The organism is Pseudooceanicola atlanticus, from assembly GCF_000768315.1.
GTDB lineage: Bacteria > Pseudomonadota > Alphaproteobacteria > Rhodobacterales > Rhodobacteraceae > Pseudooceanicola > Pseudooceanicola atlanticus.
In genome coordinates, this window is record NZ_AQQX01000001.1 from 52,314 (window position 1) to 74,216 (window position 21,903).

20 protein-coding genes and 1 tRNA gene are annotated in these 21,903 nt (G+C 64.2%); 16 read left to right on the forward strand and 5 right to left on the reverse strand.

Annotated elements, in window-relative coordinates; genetic code table 11:
- Position 1: 1 nt before the first annotated feature.
- From ATO9_RS00225 to ATO9_RS00235, 3 genes are read left to right on the forward strand one after another with little or no spacing between them, the layout of a single operon-like run.
- Positions 2-2,149: a 3-hydroxyacyl-CoA dehydrogenase NAD-binding domain-containing protein gene (locus tag ATO9_RS00225; RefSeq protein WP_043743539.1), complete on the forward strand. Its 2,148-nt coding sequence runs from the start codon at positions 2-4 to the stop codon at positions 2,147-2,149.
- Positions 2,146-3,273: a CaiB/BaiF CoA transferase family protein gene (locus tag ATO9_RS00230; RefSeq protein ID WP_043743541.1), complete on the forward strand. Its 1,128-nt coding sequence runs from the start codon at positions 2,146-2,148 to the stop codon at positions 3,271-3,273. The genes ATO9_RS00225 and ATO9_RS00230 overlap by 4 nt, the downstream gene beginning before the upstream one ends.
- 11 nt (positions 3,274-3,284) lie before the next feature.
- The gene (locus ATO9_RS00235; protein ID WP_043743543.1) at positions 3,285-4,055 is read left to right on the forward strand and encodes an enoyl-CoA hydratase/isomerase family protein; all 771 of its coding nucleotides are present in this window, start codon (positions 3,285-3,287) and stop codon (positions 4,053-4,055) included.
- Between the two features lie 84 nt (positions 4,056-4,139).
- Here ATO9_RS00235 and ATO9_RS00240 read toward each other — a convergent pair.
- Positions 4,140-4,226, reverse strand: a tRNA-Leu gene (locus ATO9_RS00240).
- A 151-nt stretch (positions 4,227-4,377) separates the two neighbouring features.
- Here ATO9_RS00240 and ATO9_RS00245 point away from each other — a divergent pair.
- Complete coding sequence (locus ATO9_RS00245) at positions 4,378-5,361, forward strand: complex I NDUFA9 subunit family protein (RefSeq protein WP_043743545.1); 984 nt, start codon at positions 4,378-4,380, stop codon at positions 5,359-5,361.
- Positions 5,362-5,382: 21 nt separating this feature from the next.
- On the opposite strand, the gene ATO9_RS00250 is transcribed toward ATO9_RS00245, so the two are convergent.
- Positions 5,383-6,186: an undecaprenyl-diphosphate phosphatase gene (locus ATO9_RS00250; RefSeq protein WP_043743547.1), complete on the reverse strand. Its 804-nt coding sequence runs from the start codon at positions 6,184-6,186 to the stop codon at positions 5,383-5,385.
- Between the two features lie 217 nt (positions 6,187-6,403).
- Here ATO9_RS00250 and ATO9_RS00255 point away from each other — a divergent pair, with 217 nt between their 5' ends.
- The 10 genes from ATO9_RS00255 to queG all read left to right on the forward strand — a co-directional run bounded on the left by ATO9_RS00255 (position 6,404) and on the right by queG (position 18,562).
- Positions 6,404-7,882 (forward strand): NAD(P)-dependent oxidoreductase, encoded by a 1,479-nt coding sequence (locus tag ATO9_RS00255; RefSeq protein WP_043743550.1) that lies wholly within the window; start codon positions 6,404-6,406, stop codon positions 7,880-7,882.
- Positions 7,883-8,015: 133 nt separating this feature from the next.
- On the forward strand, positions 8,016-8,459 hold the full coding sequence (locus tag ATO9_RS00260) for a GFA family protein (protein WP_043743552.1): 444 nt from the start codon (positions 8,016-8,018) through the stop codon (positions 8,457-8,459).
- On the forward strand, positions 8,456-8,917 hold the full coding sequence (locus ATO9_RS00265; RefSeq protein WP_043743554.1) for a GFA family protein: 462 nt from the start codon (positions 8,456-8,458) through the stop codon (positions 8,915-8,917). Before ATO9_RS00260 ends, ATO9_RS00265 begins: the two co-directional genes overlap by 4 nt.
- A complete protein-coding gene (locus ATO9_RS00270) occupies positions 8,914-9,666 on the forward strand; it encodes a hypothetical protein (protein ID WP_043743557.1) in 753 nt (250 codons plus the stop codon). Before ATO9_RS00265 ends, ATO9_RS00270 begins: the two co-directional genes overlap by 4 nt.
- A 39-nt stretch (positions 9,667-9,705) precedes the next feature.
- Entirely contained in the window at positions 9,706-14,244 is a 4,539-nt protein-coding gene (gltB, locus tag ATO9_RS00275; protein WP_043743559.1) for a glutamate synthase large subunit, read from the forward strand.
- A 226-nt stretch (positions 14,245-14,470) separates the two neighbouring features.
- Positions 14,471-14,836, forward strand: a complete 366-nt coding sequence (locus ATO9_RS00280) for a DUF4189 domain-containing protein (RefSeq protein WP_052418007.1) — start codon at positions 14,471-14,473, stop codon at positions 14,834-14,836.
- A gap of 78 nt (positions 14,837-14,914) precedes the next feature.
- Positions 14,915-15,682: a monofunctional biosynthetic peptidoglycan transglycosylase gene (gene mtgA, locus ATO9_RS00285; protein WP_043745353.1), complete on the forward strand. Its 768-nt coding sequence runs from the start codon at positions 14,915-14,917 to the stop codon at positions 15,680-15,682.
- 104 nt (positions 15,683-15,786) lie between these two features.
- A complete protein-coding gene (locus ATO9_RS00290; RefSeq protein WP_043743560.1) occupies positions 15,787-16,653 on the forward strand; it encodes a hypothetical protein in 867 nt (288 codons plus the stop codon).
- 112 nt (positions 16,654-16,765) lie between these two features.
- Entirely contained in the window at positions 16,766-17,431 is a 666-nt protein-coding gene (gene fzlA / locus ATO9_RS00295; RefSeq protein WP_043745357.1) for an FtsZ-binding protein FzlA, read from the forward strand.
- Between the two features lie 87 nt (positions 17,432-17,518).
- Positions 17,519-18,562, forward strand: coding sequence for a tRNA epoxyqueuosine(34) reductase QueG (gene queG / locus ATO9_RS00300; RefSeq protein WP_043743563.1), 1,044 nt, complete (start codon positions 17,519-17,521; stop codon positions 18,560-18,562).
- Positions 18,563-18,658: 96 nt separating this feature from the next.
- Here the strand turns inward: queG and ATO9_RS00305 are convergent, their stop codons facing one another.
- Together ATO9_RS00305 and ATO9_RS00310 are read right to left on the reverse strand one after the other, a co-directional pair.
- Positions 18,659-19,165 (reverse strand): hypothetical protein, encoded by a 507-nt coding sequence (locus ATO9_RS00305; RefSeq protein WP_156127727.1) that lies wholly within the window; start codon positions 19,163-19,165, stop codon positions 18,659-18,661.
- Positions 19,166-19,484: 319 nt separating this feature from the next.
- Positions 19,485-19,781, reverse strand: a complete 297-nt coding sequence (locus ATO9_RS00310; protein ID WP_043743567.1) for a hypothetical protein — start codon at positions 19,779-19,781, stop codon at positions 19,485-19,487.
- 207 nt (positions 19,782-19,988) lie between these two features.
- On the opposite strand from ATO9_RS00310, the gene msrB reads away from it, so the two are divergent.
- Positions 19,989-20,438, forward strand: coding sequence for a peptide-methionine (R)-S-oxide reductase MsrB (msrB, locus tag ATO9_RS00315; protein ID WP_043743568.1), 450 nt, complete (start codon positions 19,989-19,991; stop codon positions 20,436-20,438).
- Positions 20,435-20,941 (forward strand): peptide-methionine (S)-S-oxide reductase MsrA, encoded by a 507-nt coding sequence (gene msrA / locus ATO9_RS00320; protein ID WP_043743569.1) that lies wholly within the window; start codon positions 20,435-20,437, stop codon positions 20,939-20,941. Before msrB ends, msrA begins: the two co-directional genes overlap by 4 nt.
- 32 nt (positions 20,942-20,973) lie before the next feature.
- On the opposite strand, the gene ATO9_RS00325 is transcribed toward msrA, so the two are convergent.
- Entirely contained in the window at positions 20,974-21,822 is an 849-nt protein-coding gene (locus ATO9_RS00325) for a hypothetical protein (RefSeq protein WP_043743571.1), read from the reverse strand.
- Positions 21,823-21,903: the final 81 nt, after the last annotated feature.

Sequence of the window (21,903 nt, forward strand, 5' to 3'; positions counted from 1 at the left end):
CATGGAAGATTTCATCTACGAGAAGGATGCCGACGGCATCGTCACGGTCACGCTGGACATGCAGGGCCAGAACGCCAACACCATGAACGACCGGTTCGAACCGGGCATGCGCGCGGTCTGCAACCGGCTGGAGGCTGAAGAGGGTCTGGCGGGGGTCGTCTTTGCCTCGGCCAAGTCGACCTTCTTTGCCGGGGGCGACCTGAACAACATCCTGGCCACGACAGAGGCCGGCGAAGCCGAATTCGCGATGATCGAGGCCAGCAAGGCCACCTATCGCCGGCTTGAGAAACTGCCCGTGCCCGTCGTTGCCGCGATCAACGGTGCGGCGCTTGGCGGCGGCTACGAGCTGTGCCTGAGCTGCAACCATCGCATCGTTCAGAACACGCCGAAGGCCGTTGTCGGCCTGCCCGAGGTGACGCTGGGCCTGCTGCCCGGGGCCGGGGGCGTGGTGCGCCTGACCGCGCTGCTGGGTCTGGAAAAGGCGATGCCCTACCTGCTGGAAGGGCGGCAGGCGCAACCCGCCGAGGCGCTGAAAGTCGGCATGGTCGACGAGATCGTCGAGACGCGCGAGGACCTAGTCCCCGCCGCCAAGGCCTGGATCAAGGCCAACCCCGAAGCGGCCGTGCAGCCCTGGGATCAGAAGGGCTTCCGCTATCCCGGTGGCGATGCGCTGCACCCGAAGGTGCGGCAGATGATCCAGGTCAGCTCTGCAATGCTGTACCAGAAGACCCGTGGCCTGCTGCCCGCGCCCGAGAAGATCCTCGATGTCGCCGTGAACTCCATGCGGATGAACTTCGACGCGGCGCTCAGGATGGAAACCCGGCGGTTCATCGGGCTGATGGCGTCGAAGGAAGCCAAGGCCGCGATCTCGACCTTCTTCTTCGGGATGCAGGCGATCAAGTCCGGCAAGGTCCGCCCCGAGGGCGCGCATTGGAAAGCCGGGTCCGCCGCCGTGCTGGGCGCCGGCATGATGGGGTCGGGCATTGCCTATGCCCATGCCAAGCGGGGCTTGGCCACGACGCTGAAGGACACCGAGATGGCCAATGCCGAGAAGGGCAAGGGCTATTCCGAGAAGCTGTGCGACAAGGCGATCAAACGGGGCCGTATGGATGAGGACGCCAAGGCGGCGCTTCTGTCCCAGATCACCCCCGCGACCGAGAATGCCGAACCGGGCAGCGTCGACATCATCATCGAGGCCGTGTTCGAGGATATCGACCTCAAGGACAAGGTGATCGCCGAGACCTGGCCGATGCTGTCGGAAGACGGGATCTACGGCTCGAACACCTCGACTTTGCCGATCTCGATCCTGGCGGAATCCTGCCCCGATCCGACCCGCTTCATCGGGCTGCATTTCTTCAGCCCCGTCGACAAGATGAAGGTGGTCGAGATCATCATGGGCGAGAAGACAAGCGAGGAGACGCTGCGCAAGGCCTACGATTACGTCCAGCAGATCGGCTACATGCCCATCGTGGTGAATGACAGCCGCGGGTTCTTTACCAGCCGCGTCTTCGGCACCTTCATGGACGAAGGGTGCCAGTTGCTGGTGGACGGCATGGCGCCCACAGCCATCGAACGGGCCGCCTGGCTGGCGGGGATGCCGGTCGGGCCGCTTCAGGTCTTTGACGAGGTGTCGCTGATCCTGGGTCAGAAGGTGCGCAAGACCCATGTCGCGCTGGACAAGCGCCTGGGCGTCGAAAGCGATTTCGGCCACCACAACACTGCCACCGTCGAGGTCACCGACAAGATGATCGAGATGGGCCGCGGCGGGCGTCAATACGGTGGCGGATTTTACGATTACGACGGCGAGGGCAAGCGCACGCTCTGGCCGGAGTTGGGGCAATTCGCCAAGGGCAACACGGAGGTGCCGCTGCAGGACGCGGTGGACCGCATCCTCTATCGCCAGGCGATCGAGACGCTGCGCTGCCTCGATGAAGGTGTGCTGAACACCGAGGTCGAGGCGAACCTGGGCGGCATCTTTGCCATCGGGTTCCCGGCCCATACGGGCGGCGCGATCCAGTTCATCCGTGGTGAGGGCGTCGACCGGTTCAAGGCCCGTGCCAAGGAACTGGCCGAGGCCTATGGCGAACGCTTTGCGGTGCCCGATGCCATCTATGACCGGCTGCGCGACAGCACGGCCAAGGCGGCATGAGCGGACCGCTCAGGGGACTGAAGGTCGTTGAAATGCAGGGAATTGGACCCGCCCCCCTGGCGGGCCAGTTCCTTGCGGATCTCGGGGCGGAGGTGACGCTGATCACCCGCGCCTCGGGCAAGGCCGATCCCACCGATATCAACAATCGCGGCAAACGATCCGTCGCGCTGAACCTGAAATCGCCGGAGGGGGTCGAGGTCGCGCTGGCCCTGATCGACCGGGCCGACATCCTGATCGAAGGCTTCCGTCCCGGCGTGATGGAGCGGATGGGGCTGGGCGCCGATACCTGCCTGTCGCGCAATTCCGGCCTGATCTACGGGCGCATGACCGGCTGGGGGCAGGACGGCCCGCTGGCGCAGACCGCCGGGCACGACATCAATTACCTTGGCCTCACCGGGTTCCTGAACGCCATCGGTCATGCCGACCGCGCCCCCGCCCCGCCGCTGAATATCGGCGCGGATTACGGTGGCGGCACGATGTTCCTGCTGTTCGGCATCATGGCCGCGCTCTACGAGCGTCAGGGCTCGGGACAGGGGCAGGTTATCGACGCGGCGATGGTCGACGGGGCCTCTGCCCTGATGGCGCTGATCCACGCGATGTCGGCGGGCGGCCTGTGGTCCGAACGTCGCGAAGCGAACCTGCTGGATGGCGGCGCGCCCTTCTACCGGTCCTATGAATGCGCCGACGGCAAGTTCATCGCCGTCGGCCCGCTGGAGCCGCAATTCTTCGCCGAGCTTGTCCGCCTTGCCGGTCTGCCCGACGACCACCGGGCCAGCCAGATGGACCCGCGCAACTGGGCCGAGCGGCGCGAGGGTTATGCCGCCCTGTTCCGCCAGAAGACACGGGACGAATGGGCGGCGATCTTCGAGGGGTCGGATGCCTGCGCGACGCCGGTCCTGTCCTGGTCCGAAGCGCCACAGCACCCGCATCTTGCCGCGCGCGGCACCTTCGTCGACCGGGACGGCGTGACCCAGGCGGCTCCGGCCCCCCGGTTCAGCCGATCCGAACCCGATGCCGTTGCCGCCCCGCCCGCGCCGGGCGCCGATACCGAAACCGTGCTGGGCCAGCTGGGCTATGATCGCGAACGGATCGACAGCCTGCGCGCCGCCGGTATTCTGACCTGAAGGAGAACACCATGTCAGACCCATTGCTATTGACCATCGACGGGGCCATCGCCCGCGTCACCCTGAACCGGCCCGATGCCTTCAACGCCATGAACGCACCGCTGCGGGACGCGTTTCGCGATGCCATTTCCAAGATCCATGCCGACAAGAACGTGCGCGTCGTCATCCTGTCGGGCGAAGGGCGCGGGTTCTGCGCCGGCACCGACCTGACCGAAGGGCTGCCCGGGCCTGTTTCGCTGCTGATCGACCGGGAATACCGGCCGATCCTGGGTGCCATCGCCGATTCGCCGCATATCTGGATCGCGCAGGTCCATGGCTCTGCCGCCGGGATCGGCGCGGCGCTTGCGATGAATTGCGACCTCGTCACCATGGCCGAGGATGCCAATATCTACATGGCCTTCGCCGCGATCGGGCTGGTCCCCGACGGCGGCTCAACCTGGCTGCTGCAGCGTGGGATGGGGGCAAAACGGGCGCTGCAGGCGATCCTCGAGGGACGCAAGATCCCGGCCAAGGACGCGCTGGATTACGGTCTCGTCAACGCGACCCACCCGATGGAGGCGCTGGCCACGGAAACCACCGCCCTGGCCGAACGCCTGTCCGCCGGCGCACCGCTGGCGGCTGCCGCGGCCAAGCGCCTGATCCGGTCGATGGACGGGATGAGCTATCACGACGCCATTGCCGCAGAGGCAAGCGAACAGACCGCCCTGTCGGAATCGCAGGATTCCCAGGAAGGCATCGCCGCCTTCCTGCAAAAGCGCAAACCCGAGTTTCGCGGGCTGTAAGGGCGGGGGGCTAAAGCTCCCTGATCACATATGAGGCTGAAATAATAAAAGCCCCCAAGGTTTCAATGCCTTGGGGGCTTTTAATGGTGCCCAGAAGAGGACTCGAACCTCCACGTCCATACGGACACCAGCACCTGAAGCTGGCGCGTCTACCAATTCCGCCATCTGGGCACAGATCACGTGAGGCGGTGATCTAGACGTGGTGCGAGCTGGTGTCAACGGGGATTTGCGGCATTTTTAGCATCAATGTCATATCGCCTTGCCCGGTCAGCGGCAGAGGGTTAGGAACAAAGGGAAATGGCCACGTTCGGAAGGTTTCCCCATGTCCAAGCTTGTCACCATCATTGGCGGTTCCGGCTTCCTGGGACGGTATATTGCCCGGCGCATGGCCATGCATGGCTGGCGCGTCCGTGTCGCGACTCGCCGCCCCAACGATTCCATGTTCGTGCGCACCTATGGTGTGGTCGGCCAGGTCGAGCCGGTCTTCTGCAATATCCGTGATGACGACAGTGTCCGCGACGTGCTGCGCGGGGCCGATGTGGTTGTCAATTGCGCGGGTATTCTGACCGAGAGCGGCAAGAACAAGTTCGACGCCGTGATCTCGGACGGGGCTGGCCGCGTCGCCCGCATCGCCGCGGAGCTGGGTCTGGAGCAGATGGTGCAGATCTCGGCCATCGGCGCGGATGCCGAAGCCGAGAGCGAATATGCCCGCTGCAAGGCCGAAGGCGAGGCGCTGGTGCTGGAGCATATGCCCGGCGCGATGATCCTGCGCCCGTCGATCATGTTCGGGCCCGAGGACGAGTTCTTCAACCGCTTCGCCAACATGACGAAATTCGGCCCGGTCCTGCCGATGGTCGGCGGATCGACCAGGTTCCAGCCGGTCTATGTCGATGACGTTGCTGCCGCGGCCGAGAAGGGCGTTCTGGGCACCGCGCCTGGCGGGGTCTACGAACTGGGCGGCCCCGATGTCGCCACGTTCCGCGAGCTGATGCAGGAGATGCTGGGCGTGATCCAGCGCCGCCGCCTGCTGATCAACATGCCGTACTGGGCCGCCGGGCTGATGGCCTCGGGCCTGAATGTCGCGCAGTTCCTGTCGCTGGGCCTGTTCCACAATGGCGTGCTGACCCATGACCAGATCGCCAACCTGAAGGTCGACAATGTCGTCGCCGATGACGCGAAGGGCCTGTCCGATCTGGGGATTACCCCGACCGCGACCGAAGCGGTCCTGCCCGATTACCTGTGGCGCTTCCGCCCGTCGGGCCAGTATGCGGCGATCAAGGATTCCGCGCGCAACCTGCGCACCTGATTTGGTTGGTGGGTCAGGGCCTTAGGGCCAGGCCCACCAGATCAACCCGATTCCCAGCACGACCCGGTAGATCACGTAGGGCGTGAAGCTGACCGAGCGCAGCAGGCGCATCATCAGCGTCAGGGCCAGAAGCGCCGAGGCAAAGGCGAAGGCGGCCGCGATCGCGCCGTCCTTCGCGGCAGAGGCATCGGCGGTCTGGATCACCTCGGCCCCCAGCAGCACGGCGCTGGCAATGATCACCGGAATCGACATCAGCATCGACACCTTGGCGGCATCTGCGCGCTTGTAGCCCAGGAACCGCGCGCCGGTGATGGTGATGCCGGACCGCGACGTGCCGGGGATCAGGGCGATGGCCTGGAACAGACCCAGCAGCCAGGCCTCGCGCAGGGACCACTCCGTTGCCTCTTTTTCCGTCGGGCTGCGCTGATCGGCCCACCACAGGACCAGGCCGAACAGCAGCATCGTCCAACCTATCACCATGGCCGAGCGCATGGCGTCGTCCAGCCCCGTGACCTTGAGGACAAGGCCGAACAGGATGGCGGGGATCGTCGCGATTATCAGCAGGAAGGCCAGCCGCGCGCCGGGCGTGTCGATCCGCCCGGTCAGCAGGCGGGGCAGGCCGGCCACCGCGACGGCAACGTCCCGCCAGAAATAGAGAATCACGGCGCCCAGCGTTCCCAGATGCACGGCGACATCGATAACCTGACCCTGATCCGGCAATGCGGTAAGCTGGGGAAGAAGAATCAGGTGCCCGGAAGAGGAGATCGGCAGGAACTCCGTCACGCCCTGGATCACGGCCAGCAGAAAGAGTTGGAACAGGGTCATGGGCCACCTTTGACACGTCGTCCCCGGTTTAAGCTCTTGTTCGGATTTGGAAAGAGGAATGATACGTCCGATACGGACATAAATTTCGGGATTTCCTGACGCGAGAGGTCGGAAAAGCGGAGGGCGAACGACAATAAGGTCAGCTATTATGACTTTTCTTTTGAAAACGGATCGCTTATGAACCGGCAACACTCAATTTGACCGAGGGGTTTGCAGCGTGGCCAAGCAACCGATGCTGAAATTCGTAGACGTGCAGCGCGATATGCCGACCAAGCGGGAGGCAGAAGAGCGCAACAAGGATTTCCACGAGATTTACGCGGAGTACGCCAAGGCCAAGGCCGAAGAGCAGGCCAGCCGCTGTTCGCAATGTGGCGTGCCCTATTGCCAGAGCCACTGCCCGCTGCACAACAACATCCCCGACTGGTTGCGCCTGACTGCCACCGGTCGCCTGGAAGAGGCCTATGCGATCAGCCAGGCCACCAATACCTTCCCCGAGATCTGCGGCCGCATCTGCCCGCAGGACCGTCTGTGCGAAGGCAATTGCGTGATCGAACAATCCGGCCACGGCACCGTCACCATCGGCGCGGTCGAGAAATACATCACCGACACCGCCTGGGAAGAAGGCTGGGTCAAGCCGGTCACCCCCGCGGTGGAGCGCAAGGAAAGCGTTGGCATCATCGGTGCCGGCCCCGGCGGCCTGGCTGCCGCGGACATGCTGCGCCGTGCCGGTGTGCAGGTCACCGTCTATGACCGCTACGACCGTGGCGGCGGGCTGCTGACCTACGGCATCCCCGGCTTCAAGCTGGAGAAGGACGTCGTGATGCGGCGGATCGAACAGCTGGAACAATCCGGTGTCAGCTTTGTCATGAACTGCAATGTCGGCGACGATATCTCTTTCGAGGAACTGCGCGGCAAGCATGACGCCGTGCTGATCGCCACCGGTGTCTACAAGACCCGCGAACTGACCCAGCCGGGCGCAGAGGCCGGCGGCATCGTCCGCGCCATCGACTACCTGACCGCGTCCAACAAGGTCAGCTTTGGCGATACGGTCGCCGAGTATGACAGCGGAGAGCTGAACGCCGAGGGCAAGAAGGTCGTCGTCATCGGCGGTGGCGACACCGCGATGGATTGCGTTCGCACCGCCATCCGCCAAGGCGCGGAATCGGTGAAGTGCCTGTATCGCCGGGACCGGGCCAACATGCCCGGGTCGCAGCGCGAGGTCGCCAATGCCGAGGAAGAAGGCGTTGATTTCGTGTGGCTTTCCAACCCGAGCGGGTTCACCGGCGATCCCAAGGTCAGCGACATCAACGACCCCAAGACCACCGCGGCGGGCCGTGTGCGCACCGTTCAGATCCAGAAGATGCGCCTGGGCGCGCCGGACGCGTCGGGCCGTCAGAGCCCCGAGGTGATCGAGGGTGCGGATTACGACGAGGATACGGACCTGGTCATCAAGGCGCTGGGCTTCGAACCCGAAGACCTGCCGACTCTCTGGGGGCAGCCGGACCTGGCCGTGACCCGCTGGGGCACCATCCGCGCCGATTTCGGCACCGGCAAGACCAGCCTCGACGGCGTCTACGCGGTGGGGGACATCGTGCGCGGTGCCTCCCTCGTGGTCTGGGCGATCCGCGACGGGCGCGATTGCGCCGCCGCGATGCTGGAAGACTTCAACGCCAAGGCCTCGGTCGCGGCGGAGTAAAGGCACCGTACGCCACGTCGGTATCGTGTCGGTATCACGTCGGTGTTGCGTCGGTTGGATTTGATAGGCGCGGGGCAGAGCCGCCCCGCCCGGTCCGCAAAAGGTAAGGGCCGGTTACCTATTGGAGCAAGACATGAGCAAGACGAAGACAGGACAATGCATGTGCGGCGCGGTGACCTTCACCGTCGCCAATGCGCCCGCGTCCTTCGGCGCGTGCCATTGCGAGACCTGCCGCCGCTGGACCGGATCGGCCCTGATGGGGTTCAACGTGCCGGAAACCGACATCACCTGGAAGGGCGAGGCGCATATCAAGACGCTGCAAAGCTCGGACTGGGCGGAGCGGGCCTGGTGCCAGCGCTGCGGATCGTCGCTCTATTACCGGATGACGGTGGACGGGCCGATGGCGGGCAGCGTGCAGATCTCGCTGGGGCTGCTGGATGACCTGTCGGGCATGACCTTCGATCACGAGCTGTTCGTGGATTGCCAGCCCGATGCGATTTCCTATGCGGGCGAGGGGCGCGACGTCATGACCCGCGCCGAAGTGTTCGAGAAATACGGATCGGGGGACGACCTATGACGGCGCCGGGCGAAAAGACGGGCGGCTGCCATTGCGGCGCGGTGCGTTTCACCGCGCGGGACGTGCCAGATACGGCCAGCATCTGCCATTGCAAGATGTGCCGCCGCTGGACCGGGTCGGCCCTGGTCGGCGTGTCGCTGCCCGAGGGCAATGTCACCTGGGAGGGCGAGGCCCATATCAAGACGCTGCAATCGACCCGCTGGGCGGAGCGCGCCTGGTGCCAGCGCTGCGGATCGCATCTGTGGTTCCGCGTGACCCTGGCCAGCGCGTTTTCCGGCGAGGTCGAGATCCCGCTGGGCCTGTTCGACGAGCCCGACGGCTTTGTCGTGACCAGCGAGATCTACATCGACAAGAAGCCCGACGCCTATGCCTTTGACGGGGCCGACACCCGCACGCAGATGACGCGCGCGGAATGCGTCGCCAAGTTTTCTGTCCTTGGGGAGGACGAGGCGGAGTGAGCGAGGCCCTGGACATCAAGCTGGTGCAGGACACCGAGATGCTGCGCGTCTGGCTGTATCGCGGCGCAAGCCGGCGGCTGGTCGTCAGCTTTTCCCCGACCTGCGCGCCGGGCGAAGAGCCGGGATACGACCTGGCCGCCGCCGCAACGCGGGATGGGCAGGACAACGCGCTGTTCATTGCCGACAAGACCAACAGCTGGCTGAACGCGCCGGGCCTGATCGAGGAAATCGTGCAATGGGTCGAGGCGTACAAGATCGCCTCGGACGCGACCGAGATCATGACGCTGGGCCAGTCGATGGGCGGTTTCATGGCGCTGGCCATGCCGAAATTCATGCCGGTCGACAGCGCGGTGGCCTTTGCGCCGCAATTCTCCGTCCACCCCGAGGAGGTGCCGGAGGAAAGCCGCTGGGCCATGTACCGGCGCAAGATCTCCCAGTTCCGGATCCGCAGCCTGGACGACACGCTGGTCGACAATGTCGCCTATTTCGCCCTGCACGATTATTCCGAGGACGAGGCGCCGCAGCGCGACCGGTTCCCGAACCGCGATAACCTGACCCACCTGATCCTGCCCGATGCGGGCGAGAACGTGCCGCAGGATCTGCGCCGCAAGGGTCTGCTGGGTGAAGTGGTCGAATGGGGGTTCCAGAACCGCCCCCGCAAGATGCGCCTGTCCCTGGCGCCCCTGAATGTTTTCCGCCGTCACCTGGACGGTGAACCCGAATTCCCCGGCAGCACGCAATCTGCGTGATCCGGGGCTTAGATGCCACTCTGGCCAAGGAGATGTGACATGACGAAATACGATGCAGACTGGGCCCGCGCCGAGGAAGCGAAGCGCAAGTGGATGGCCGAGAACGGCATGTATTCCGAGGAGGAAGAGCATTCCTCCTGCGGGGTCGGGCTGGTCGTGTCCATCGACGGCAAGAAAAGCCGCAAGGTCGTGGAGGCCGGGATCAAGGCGCTGAAGGCGATCTGGCACCGCGGGGCCGTCGATGCCGACGGCAAGACCGGCGACGGCGCCGGCATCCACGTGCAGATCCCCGTGCCCTTCTTCTACGACCAGATCAAGCGCACCGGCCACGAGCCCCGCACCGGAGAGCTGATGGCCGTGGGCCAGGTCTTCCTGCCGCGCACGGATTTCGGCGCCCAGGAAACCTGCCGGACCATCGTCGAGGCCGAAGTGCTGCGGATGGGGTACTATATCTACGGCTGGCGCCATGTGCCGGTGGATATCGAATGCCTGGGTGAAAAGGCCAACGCGACCCGTCCCGAGATCGAGCAGATCCTGATCTCGAACTCCAAGGGCGTGGACGAGGAGCAGTTCGAGCGCGAGCTTTACGTGATCCGCCGCCGCATCGAAAAGGCCGTGGCCGCCGCGCAGATCGACGGGCTGTACATCGCGTCGCTGAGCTGCCGGTCGATCATCTACAAGGGCATGATGCTGGCGGAACAGGTCGCGGTCTTCTACCCGGACCTGCAGGACGAACGCTTTGAATCGGCCTTTGCCGTCTATCACCAGCGTTATTCCACCAACACCTTCCCGCAATGGTGGCTGGCCCAGCCGTTCCGCATGCTGGCCCATAACGGCGAGATCAACACGATCAAGGGCAACATCAACTGGATGAAGAGCCACGAGATCCGCATGGCCTCGGGCACGTTCGGGGACCTGGCGGAAGACATCAAGCCGATCATCCCGTCGGGCTCCTCGGACAGTGCTGCGCTGGACGCGGTGTTCGAGGTGCTGGTGCGCGCGGGCCGGTCTGCGCCGATGGCCAAGACGATGCTGGTGCCGGAAAGCTGGTCCAAGCAGGCCACGGAACTGCCGCAGGCCTGGCGCGACATGTACAATTACTGCAACGGCGTGATGGAGCCGTGGGACGGCCCCGCCGCGCTGGCCATGACCGATGGCCGCTGGGTCTGTGGTGGCCTGGACCGGAACGGCCTGCGCCCGATGCGCTATGTCGTGACCGGCGATGGCCTGCTGATCGCCGGGTCCGAGGCCGGCATGGTGCCGTCGAACGAAGGCACGGTGCGCGAAAAGGGCGCGCTGGGTCCGGGGCAGCTGATCGCCGTCGATATGAAAGAGGGCAAGCTGTACCACGACAAGGAGATCAAGGATAAGCTCTCCGCGTCGCAGCCGTTCGGTGAATGGGTCGGCAAGATCAACGACCTGGAAGACGAGCTGTCCAAGGTCGAGGAAAAGCCGATCTACGAGGGTGCGGAACTGCGCAAGCGGCAGATCGCGGCCGGGCTGACCATCGAGGACCTGGAACAGGTGCTTGCGCCGATGGCCGAGGACGGGAAAGAGCCGCTGGCCTCGATGGGCGACGACACGCCGTCCGCCGTTCTGTCCAACAAGTACCGCAACCTGTCGCATTACTTCCGCCAGAACTTCAGCCAGGTGACGAACCCGCCGATCGACAGCCTGCGCGAATTCCGCGTCATGTCGCTGAAGACCCGGTTCGGCAACCTGAAGAACGTGCTGGACGAGTCGTCCTCCCAGACCGAGATCTTCGTGCTGGACAGCCCCTTCGTGGCCAATGCCCAGTTTGAAGAGCTGAAGCAGCATTTCAACGCGGGCCTGAGCGAGATCGACTGTACCTTCGACGTCGGGTCCGGACCGGATGCCCTGCGCCAGGCGCTGAACCGCATCCGTGCCGAGGCCGAAGAGGCCGTGCGTTCGGGCGGCGGCCACGTGATCCTGACCGACCAGAACCAGGGGCCGGGCAAGGTCGGCATGCCGATGATCCTGGCCACCAGCGCGGTGCATTCCTGGCTGACCCAGAAGGGGCTGCGCACCTTCTGTTCGCTGGGCGTCCGTTCGGCTGAATGTGTCGATCCGCATTACTTTGCCGTGCTGCTGGGCTGTGGCGCGACCATCGTCAACGCCTACCTGGCCGAGGACAGCCTGGCCGACCGCATCAAGCGCGGCCTGCTGGACATGACCCTGACCGAGGCCGTGGCGATGTACCGCGAAGCCATCGACCAGGGTCTTCTCAAGATCATGTCGAAGATGGGGATTTCCGTCGTGTCGTCCTATCGCGGCGGTCTGAACTTCGAGGCCGTCGGCCTGTCGCGCGCCATGTGCGCGGAGTTCTTCCCCGGCATGACGTCCCGCATCTCGGGCATCGGTGTCTCGGGCATCCAGAAGAAGGTCGAGGACGTGCATTCGCGCGGCTGGCTGTCCGGCCTGGACGTCCTGCCGATCGGCGGCTTCTACAAGGCCCGCAAATCCGGCGAGACCCACGCATGGGAAGCGCAGACGATGCACATGCTGCAATCGGCCTGTAACCGGTCCTCCTACGAGATCTGGAAGCAGTACAGCGCACGGATGCAGGCGAACCCGCCGATCCACCTGCGCGACCTGCTGGCGATCAAGCCGCTGGGCAACGCGATCCCGCTGGAAGAGGTCGAGTCGATCACCTCGATCCGCAAGCGGTTCGTGACGCCGGGCATGTCGCTGGGCGCGCTGTCGCCCGAGGCGCACAAGCTGCTGAACGTCGCGATGAACCGCATCGGCGCGAAATCCGACAGCGGCGAGGGTGGCGAGGATCCGGCACACTTCGTGCCCGAACCCAATGGCGACAACCCGTCCGCGAAGATCAAGCAGGTGGCGTCGGGCCGCTTCGGTGTGACCGCCGAATACCTGAACCAGTGTGAAGAGCTTGAGATCAAGGTCGCCCAGGGTGCCAAGCCCGGCGAGGGTGGCCAGCTGCCCGGCATGAAGGTCACCGACCTGATCGCCCGCCTGCGGCATTCGACCAAGGGCGTCACGCTGATCTCGCCGCCGCCGCACCACGATATCTATTCGATCGAGGACCTGGCGCAGCTGATCTACGACCTGAAGCAGATCAACCCGACCGTGAAGGTCACGGTGAAGCTGGTGGCGTCGTCAGGTGTTGGCACGATTGCCGCCGGTGTGGCCAAGGCCAAGGCGGATATCATCCTGATCTCGGGTCACAACGGTGGCACCGGCGCGTCCCCGGGCACGTCGATCAAGTTCGCCGGTCTGCCCTGGGAAATGGGCCTGACCGAAGCGCACCAGGTTCTGGCGATGAACAAGCTGCGGGATCGCGTGACGCTGCGGACCGATGGTGGTCTGCGGACCGGGCGTGACATCGTCATGGCCGCGATGATGGGCGCCGAGGAATACGGCATTGGCACCGCCGCGCTGATCGCCATGGGCTGCATCATGGTGCGTCAGTGCCAGTCCAACACCTGCCCGGTGGGCGTCTGTACCCAGGACGAGGCGCTGCGCGCCAAGTTCACCGGGACGGCGGACAAGGTGGTGAACCTCATCACCTTCTACGCCCAGGAAGTGCGGGAAATCCTCGCCTCCATCGGGGCGCGGTCGCTGGACGAGGTGATCGGCCGGGCCGACCTGCTGAGCCAGGTCAGCCGTGGTGCGGATCACCTGGACGATCTGGACCTGAACCCGCTGCTGATCACGGTCGATGGGTCCAAGAACATCGTCTACAACCGCGAAAAGCCGCGCAACGCCGTGCCGGAAACGCTGGACGTGGAAATCGTGCGCGATGCCGCGCGGTTCCTGAAGGACGGCGAGAAGATGCAGCTGAGCTATGCGGTGCAGAACACGCACCGGTCGGTCGGCACGCGGACCTCGTCGCATATCGTGCAGAACTTCGGCATGCGCAACGCGCTGCAGGCGGATCACCTGACGGTGAAGCTGTCGGGCTCGGCCGGTCAGTCGCTGGGCGCGTTCGCGGCCCCGGGCCTGAAGATCGAGGTGATGGGCGAGGCCAACGACTATGTCGGCAAGGGGCTGTCGGGTGGCACCGTCGTGGTGCGTCCGCCGATGGAAAGCCCGCTGGTCGCCGCCGACAACACGATCATCGGCAACACGGTGCTCTACGGTGCCACCGACGGTTACCTGTTCGCCGCCGGTCGTGCGGGTGAACGGTTCGCCGTGCGGAATTCGGGCGCGAAGGTGGTGATCGAGGGCTGTGGCTCCAACGGGTGTGAATACATGACCGGTGGTATCGCGGTGATCCTGGGCGAGATCGGGCCGAACTTCGGCGCCGGCATGACCGGGGGCATGGCGTATCTCTACGATCCCGAGGGCAATGCGGAAACCATGATGAACATGGAGACGCTGGTGACCTGCCCGGTGACGGTCGAACATTGGCAGGATCAGCTGAAAGGCCTGATCGAACGCCATGTCGCCGAAACCGCCAGCCGCAAGGGCTCGGACCTGCTGCAGAACTGGGACCTGGAAAAGGATAAGTTCGTGCAGGTCTGTCCGAAAGAGATGCTGGTCCACCTGCCTTACCCGCTGAGCGTGGAAGAAAAGGCGATGCCGGCGGAGTGATTCCCGACCCGGGCTGTGGCCTGAAAGTGCAACGAAAACAAAAGGGTGCCGCTGATGCGGCGCCCTTTTTCCGTTTCGTGACGCGGCGTGGAATCAGGCGGATGCCGCAACGGAACCCTCCGGTGAAAATCGCGTGGATTGTGGATAAATCTGTGATCGAAATACACCTTTGGCGGTTTGCGGACCGCTGCTAGGGTTATACGAGTATATCGGGGGGATATTTCACATGCGAATTCTGCGACGCGCGGCGCTGGCCGTGGCGATGGTTCTAGCACCGGTGGCTCATGCCGGAAGCTGTGGTTACGATTATTGCTGGGGAGCGGTCGGGTTCGGCCCGAACGGGGCCTGGGGCTATTCCTACGGGCAATTTTCCGAGGACGAGGCGGTGAACGTCGCGCAGGATGGCTGCGGCTGGAACTGCACGGTGGTCAAGACCTTCTACAACACCTGCGGGGCCATCGCGGTGGCCGACAATGGCGGTTGGGGCTGGGGCTGGGCGTCGACCCGGTCGGATGCCGAAAGCACCGCCATCGCCTATTGCGTCGAAAACGGCCGCAATTGCCGGGTCCGCGCCTGGGCCTGTTCGACGTAATCGACAGCACCCGCAAGCGACCGCGCGCCGGGGCGAATTGAGATTAACTTCGCCCCCGTGCTGGCCTACATTCGCGCCATGGCGAGACGGGCAAAAACCACGACGAAATCGAAGACCGGGAAGGGCGGCCGCGGCAATGCGCGGTCGGCCAAGTCCAAGGCGGAACCGCGGTTCCGCCCGTTCCGCTGGCTGCGCCGGACGATCCTGCGGCTGGCGGCGCTGGCGGTGGTGCTCGCGGTCTGTGCCGTGGCCGTCTATGGCTGGCTGAACCCCCGCACCGGCATCTACATGAAACGCGAAGAGCTGCGCCTGGGCGAACTGGATCACCAATGGGTCCCGATCGAAGAGGTCGCCCCGGTCATGGCCCGGTCGGTCGTCGCGGCGGAGGATGCGAATTTCTGTTCGCATTGGGGGTTCGACATTACAGCCATCCGCAACGCGATCGAGGCTGGGGGCAATCGCGGTGCGTCGACCCTGACCCAGCAGGTGGTCAAGAATGTCTATCTCTGGCACGGGCGAAGCTGGCTGCGGAAAGCGCTGGAGGCGTCTTTGACCCCCATGGTGGAGCTGTTCTGGTCCAAGCGCCGGATCGTCGAGGTTTACCTGAACATGGCGGAATTCGACGAGGGCGTGTTCGGCATCGACGCCGCCGCGCATCATTACTTCGGCATCGGTCCCGACGCGCTGAGCGATTTGCAGGCCGCGCGGCTGGCGGCGATCCTGCCCTCGCCGAAATCGCGGTCGCCGGTCAATCCCGACACGGTCACGCGGCGGCGGACGGCGGCGATCATGGATGGCGCGGCCACGATCCGCAATGATGGGCGATCCGCCTGTTTCGAAGGGTGATTGCGCGGCCCTGACCGGGCTAAGGCCTTGACGTGATTGCAGGGCTTTTCGCAAGATAGCACCAGTTTACACGTCCCGGGCCGCGGTCCGGCCGAAAAGGGGACATGACCTTGCGAACGATTTCGACCGCGGCCCTGGGCCTTATCCTTGCAACCGCGCCGCCGGTACAGGCCCAGACGACCGGCACCGAAGGGCCTTACCCCTGGGTGCTGGACCCGGCGCAGGTGCTGAAGACCTGCACCTATGAACAGACGCTGGGACCCTGGGTCGAGAAAACCACCGCCTTTCGCCGCAACAGCCAGCTGAGCGATGGCGCCAACCAGTTCAACTATGTCTCCGAAGGGTTCGTGTCCGAGCTGTGGTTTGAAGAGACCGGCTTTGGAATGATCCTGATGAATGAACTGGTCTACGAGCCCGGCGACCTGACGGTCGAGGCGGGCAATTCGGTCGGTGTCATGTCCTATTTCGTGCAGGACAGGGCGACCTTCCTGCAGGTGCTGCGCGAACATAACGAACATCTGAAATACGAGGGCGCCGCGGGCCATGGATCGTTCCGCAATTACGCCCTGGACGTGACGGTGCCCTATTACGACACCCTGCGGATGCAGCTGGGTGCTGGGCCTGGCGTCGATTACGAAAAGCTGTCGGAGGCGGAAATGGCCGCCTGGACCACCGGGTTCCTTTATTCCGGCGGCAAGGTCTATGCCGATAGCACCGATCCGGATGGCGACGGCGCGGCCCTGCAGGCGATGCTGGCCCATCTGCGCCTGATGGTCGAATACAGCGCGGAGCTGAATTACATGGTCGACGGCTATTTCCACGGGCCTGAAACCGGCGATTATTTCGGCCGGATGTGGCGGATCAATATCGACGGGGAAGAGCTGGGCTGGGCACAGGAAATGATGCAGTCGGAGGGCAAGTTCGCGGCCTTTCGCGCGCTTCCGACCGACAGCCCCGATTGCCCGGCCTGAGACCCGTTCCACGCTGCGGGACGGGATGGGCGGATCCGGGCCTCTTTGCGGATAGAGTATTGAATTCGGGCGTCCGACACGCAATGACAGGGCAATGTCCGAAGGTTTGATCATGGCCACCCTGTTTCACGTTCCCCTGTCCCCGTTCTGCCGCAAGGTAAGGCTCTCGCTGGCCGAAAAGCGCATCGAATGTCAGCTGGTCGAAGAGCGCTACTGGGAAAAAGACGCCGATTTCCTGCGGCGCAACCCGGCCGGCAAGGTCCCGGTGCTGAAGATCGACGGCAAGACCATGGCCGAAAGCGCGCCGATCTGCGAATGGCTGGAGGAAGCCTATCCCGAGCCGTCGCTGATGCCGCGTGGCACCGACGACCGTTACGAGGTGCGGCGGCTGGTCAGCTGGTTCGATGACAAGTTCCACAACGAGGTCACGGCCAACCTGCTGTATGAAAGGGTGAACAAGAAGATCACCGGGCAGGGCTATCCCGAAAGCCGCAACGTCAAGACCGGTGCCCAGAAGATCAAGTTCCACCTGGATTACATGACCTTCCTGCTGGACCGCCGCCGCTGGCTGGCGGGCGACCGGATGACGCTGGCGGATTTTGCGGCCGCCGCGCATCTGTCGTCGCTCGACTACATCTCGGACGTGGACTGGAACCGGTCGGATGTTGTCAAGGACTGGTATGCCAAGATCAAGTCGCGCCCGGCCTTCCGGTCGATCCTGGCCGACCAGGTGCCGGGCTTTCCGCCGCCTGCGCATTATGCCGACCTGGACTTCTGAACCCGTCCGTTGCCAGGGGGCGCTGCCCCCTGTCGGCAAAGCCGGGCTTTGCCGCCTACCCCCGGAGTATTTCCGGCAAGATGAAGCATGGCCGGGTTGAAGGCGCGTCTCGTCGATCAGGCGTTGGCCGAGGGGTTCGACGCCTGCCGCATCTGCCGGCCGGGCGATGTGCCCGAGGTGGCAGGGCGGCTGCGAGCCTTTCTGGATGCGGGCTATCATGGGCAGATGGGCTGGATGGAGGACCGCGCGCATTGGCGGGGCGATCCGTCGGTGCTGTGGCCCGAGGCGCGGTCGGTCATCATGCTGGCCGAAAGCTATACCCCCGAGCATGACCCGCTGGAGGTGCTGGAGCATCCCGACAGGGCGGCGATTTCCGTCTATGCCCAGAACCGCGATTACCACGACCTGGTCAAGAAGCGGCTGAAGCGGGTGGCGCGCTGGCTGATCGCGGAGACCGATCCGGAAGTGCAGGTGAAGGTGTTCGTCGACACCGCGCCGGTGCCGGAAAAGCCCCTGGGCCAGGCGGCCGGGCTGGGCTGGCAAGGCAAGCACACCAACCTGGTGGGGCGGGGCTTGGGCAACTGGTTCTTCATCGGGTCGGTCTTTACCACGCTGGAGCTGGAGCCCGACGCGGCGGAGGTCGATCATTGCGGGTCGTGCCGGCGCTGCCTGGATGTCTGCCCAACCGATGCCTTTCCCGCGCCCTACCAACTGGATGCAAGGCGTTGCATTTCCTACCTGACCATCGAGCACAAGGGCCCGGTCGATCCCGACCTGCGCCCCCTGATGGGCAACCGCATCTATGGTTGCGACGATTGCCTTGCGATCTGTCCCTGGAACAAGTTCGCCGTGGAGGCCCGGGAGATCCGATATCGCGGCCGCGAGGATCTGACCGCGCCCGCGCTGGAAGAGCTGGCCGCGCTGGACGATGCGGGGTTCCGCGCCCGGTTCAGCGGGTCGCCAATCAAGCGGATCGGGCGCGACCGGTTCGTGCGTAACGTTCTGTATGCGATCGGGAATTCCGGGCAGGCCCGGCTGCGGCCCGTGGCGCAGCGCCTGACCGATGACCCGGATGACAGCGTGGCCGATGCGGCCCGGTGGGCGGCGGCACGGCTGGCTGAGGCCGTTTGACGGGGCGGGACCTTTCCCGGCGCGAGACGGAAAAAGCCCCGGATTGCGCGGGGGGCAATCCGGGGCGGAACTTGTTAACCGAGGGACCGTAAGGTGTTAGTCGACCAGGATGGTCAGGCCACCTTCGGCATTGGTGTAGGCAGCAACAACGTCGTTCTCGTTGTAGCCCTGTGCTTCCAGCTCGGACGAGACCATGGTGTTGGCCAGGATGGCGGAACGCATTTCAGCGGCCTGCTCGTCTTCCCACATCACGGCGCCTTCAGCGTCGGCCATCGGCGTCACGAACAGGTAGGACGGGTCGTCCATCGCTTCGATTTCACCGGCTTCGGCCAGACGGCTGGTTGCCAGCGATTCCGGGGCCATGTCGTCGTCGGTCTCTGCCACCTCGGTGGAGGTGATGTCGCCGGTTTCGGCAAGGTCGGTGTCGGTGGCGGATTCTTCGATGATCTGCTCTTCGGTGAAGGTCGTCACGCTGTTGACGTCGCCCTGCTCGACCAGGCGGGAATCTTCGAGGGATTTGGGGACCTGCGTTTCAACGGCTTCCTGCGCCAGGGCAGCACCGGAAACGGAAGTCAGAATAGCGGCGATACCAAAAATTTTCATGTTCGTACGCATAGTTACATGCTCCTTTGTCTCTTTGTCCGAACCAGCGGACCATACCGCGGCCGGTCATTGGTGGGACAACAGCAGCTGTCGAAATTTGGTTCCGAAAAATTCTGAAAGTTCTTGGGTTTCCGTCTGACAGGTTCGTGAGCGGGCAGTGAATTTCACCGCTCGGACCGGCCCTCGGGACCGGGCCCGGGCCTTTACCTGCAAGGCCCATATTAGTCGCGGGGCCGAAGCCCCGCGAAAGGCGCCCCTGTCACGGGCACGCTTCCATCCGATCATGAAAAACCGGATGTCTTTCCGTCAGCCGCAGCGATTACTGCTGCAGCAGGCGGGTGTTGCGGAGCGATTCCGGTGCGCCGGTATCGGCTGTCGTCGCGACCACGGTGGTGGTCGTGCGGCCGGTCGTCTGGAACAGCGTTTCGTCGATGGATGCCGGAGCGGCGATCTGTTCGACGTTCACGGTCACGCTGTCGATGTGCTCGGCGTCGGCCAGGCGGCTGTTCTGCAGCGAGGTCGGCACGGAGGTTTCGACGGTTTCCAGTGCGAAGGCCGAAGATGCGCTGATTGCGACGACGGCTGCGGCGGATGCGATTTTGGTCAGAGTGGACATTGTGTGTACCTTTCTTTCTACTGTGTAAGAGGCTTTCCTTGCGGCCTCGACAGGAGAAATAACCGTTCATTTTCAGAACGCTATAGGTCCCCCGGTAAAGTAGATTTGAGCGGTTGGTGAGCGGCCCGAAAGCCCTGCAAAACAAAGGTGATTTGAACATTGTGCAGGGATGCACATATTCTGTCACAGAACAGCCGGAGACAGATCATGCCTGAATACCTACGCGATCCCGATGCCCTTGCCCGCCTGACCCCGGAACAATACCGGGTCACGCAGGAAAACGGCACGGAACGCCCTGGAACCGGGGAATTGCTGAACGAAAAACGCCCCGGCATCTTTGTCGACATCGTCTCGGGAGAGCCGCTGTTCGCCTCGTCCGACAAGTACGAGAGCGGTTGCGGCTGGCCGAGCTTTACCAAGCCGATCGAGCCCGCCCACGTGACCGAGCTGCGCGATACCACCCACGGGATGATCCGCACCGAGGTCCGGTCCAAGCATGGTGACAGCCATCTGGGCCATGTCTTTCCCGACGGTCCGATGGATCGCGGGGGGCTGCGCTATTGCATCAATTCCGCCTCGCTCCGCTTCATCCCGCGCGAGGAGATGGAGGCCGAGGGCTATGGCGATTATCTGAACCAAGTGGAGGACATATCATGAGCGAAGACCGCGCCGTCCTGGCCGGAGGTTGTTTCTGGGGCATGCAGGACCTGATCCGCAAGCTGCCCGGCGTCACTCGCACCCGCGTGGGCTATACCGGGGGCGACGTGCCCCATGCGACCTACCGCAATCATGGCACCCATGCGGAGGGGATCGAGATCTTCTTCGACCCGACCAAGATCACCTATCGGCAATTGCTGGAATTCTTCTTCCAGATCCACGACCCGACCACGCTGAACCGGCAGGGCAACGATATCGGGCTGAGCTATCGGTCCGCCATCTACTATGTCGACGACGCGCAGAAGGCCGTGGCCGAGGACACGATTGCCGACGTGAATGCCAGTGGCATCTGGCCCGGCACGGTCGTGACCGAACTGGAGCCGGTGGGCGACTTCTGGGAGGCCGAGCCGGAGCACCAGGATTACCTAGAGCGTATCCCGAACGGCTATACCTGCCATTTCCCGCGGCCCGACTGGGTGCTGCCCCGCCGCGCCGCCGAATGACCCGGCGAATGATTGCTGGCGCCTGTTAGGCGCTAGTCCCGGATCAGGACCTGCCCCAGATGCAGGTCCTGGCCCCCATCCACGCGATAGGCGTGCAGTTGACCGGCCTCCTGCCGGAACTGGAAACAGCCGGTCGCGGCGCCCCCCTTCCAACAGACATTGCCATTGTCGATCAGCCACCAGCTGCCCTTGTTGGGGCGTTTGCTGTCGCCGTCGATCGTTAGGCCTTCGTATTGGCCGTTGGGCTTGTAGGTGGTGATCGCCTTGCCGCCGGCATTTTCCCAAGTCAGCTGCCGGCCGACCAGCATGTCGCGCACCTCGACCGCGCCGAGGATGTAATCGGCCTGGGGCTTCGGCTTGTGATCGGGGATGACGATGGGGTCGTAATCCTCGTGACCGCAGAGCGGCTGAACCTTGGACAGCGCCACGGCCGACCCATTGAGCGACATGGGCAGGGTGATCTGATTATCGCCGACGCCGAGGTAGAGGATGCCGCTGGCCCCGCGCGCCAGCACATGGAGCAAGGGTTCGTGCGGGGCGGGTTCGAAGGGCAGGCGCAGGTCGATATCGCCGTCATTGACATGCTGAAGCATCAGCAGGGCGGCACGGTTGGCGCCGTCGACCTGGATCGTCAGGGGCTGTGGCCCATGATCCAGCGCGTAGCCTGACAGGGTGACGTGCCATTCCAGCGGCGCGCCCTCGGCCTCGCAATAGAGTTCGAAACAGACCCGCTGACCCGAGGGGTGCGGGCCGGTGGGACAGACAAAGGCACCGTGGCCGCGCTGGTCGGAATAATGCTGCCAATCCTGGGCCAAGGCGGGGGCCGCGGTGGCGGCGGCCAGGGTGAGGATGGCAAGGGCTTGGGTCAATAGGCGGCGCATGGAACGGTCCGGATCATTGAAATCTATCGGAACGGTATGCGGTTTGGGCCTGTCGGATCAAGCGTCTGGCGGGTTCGTGAC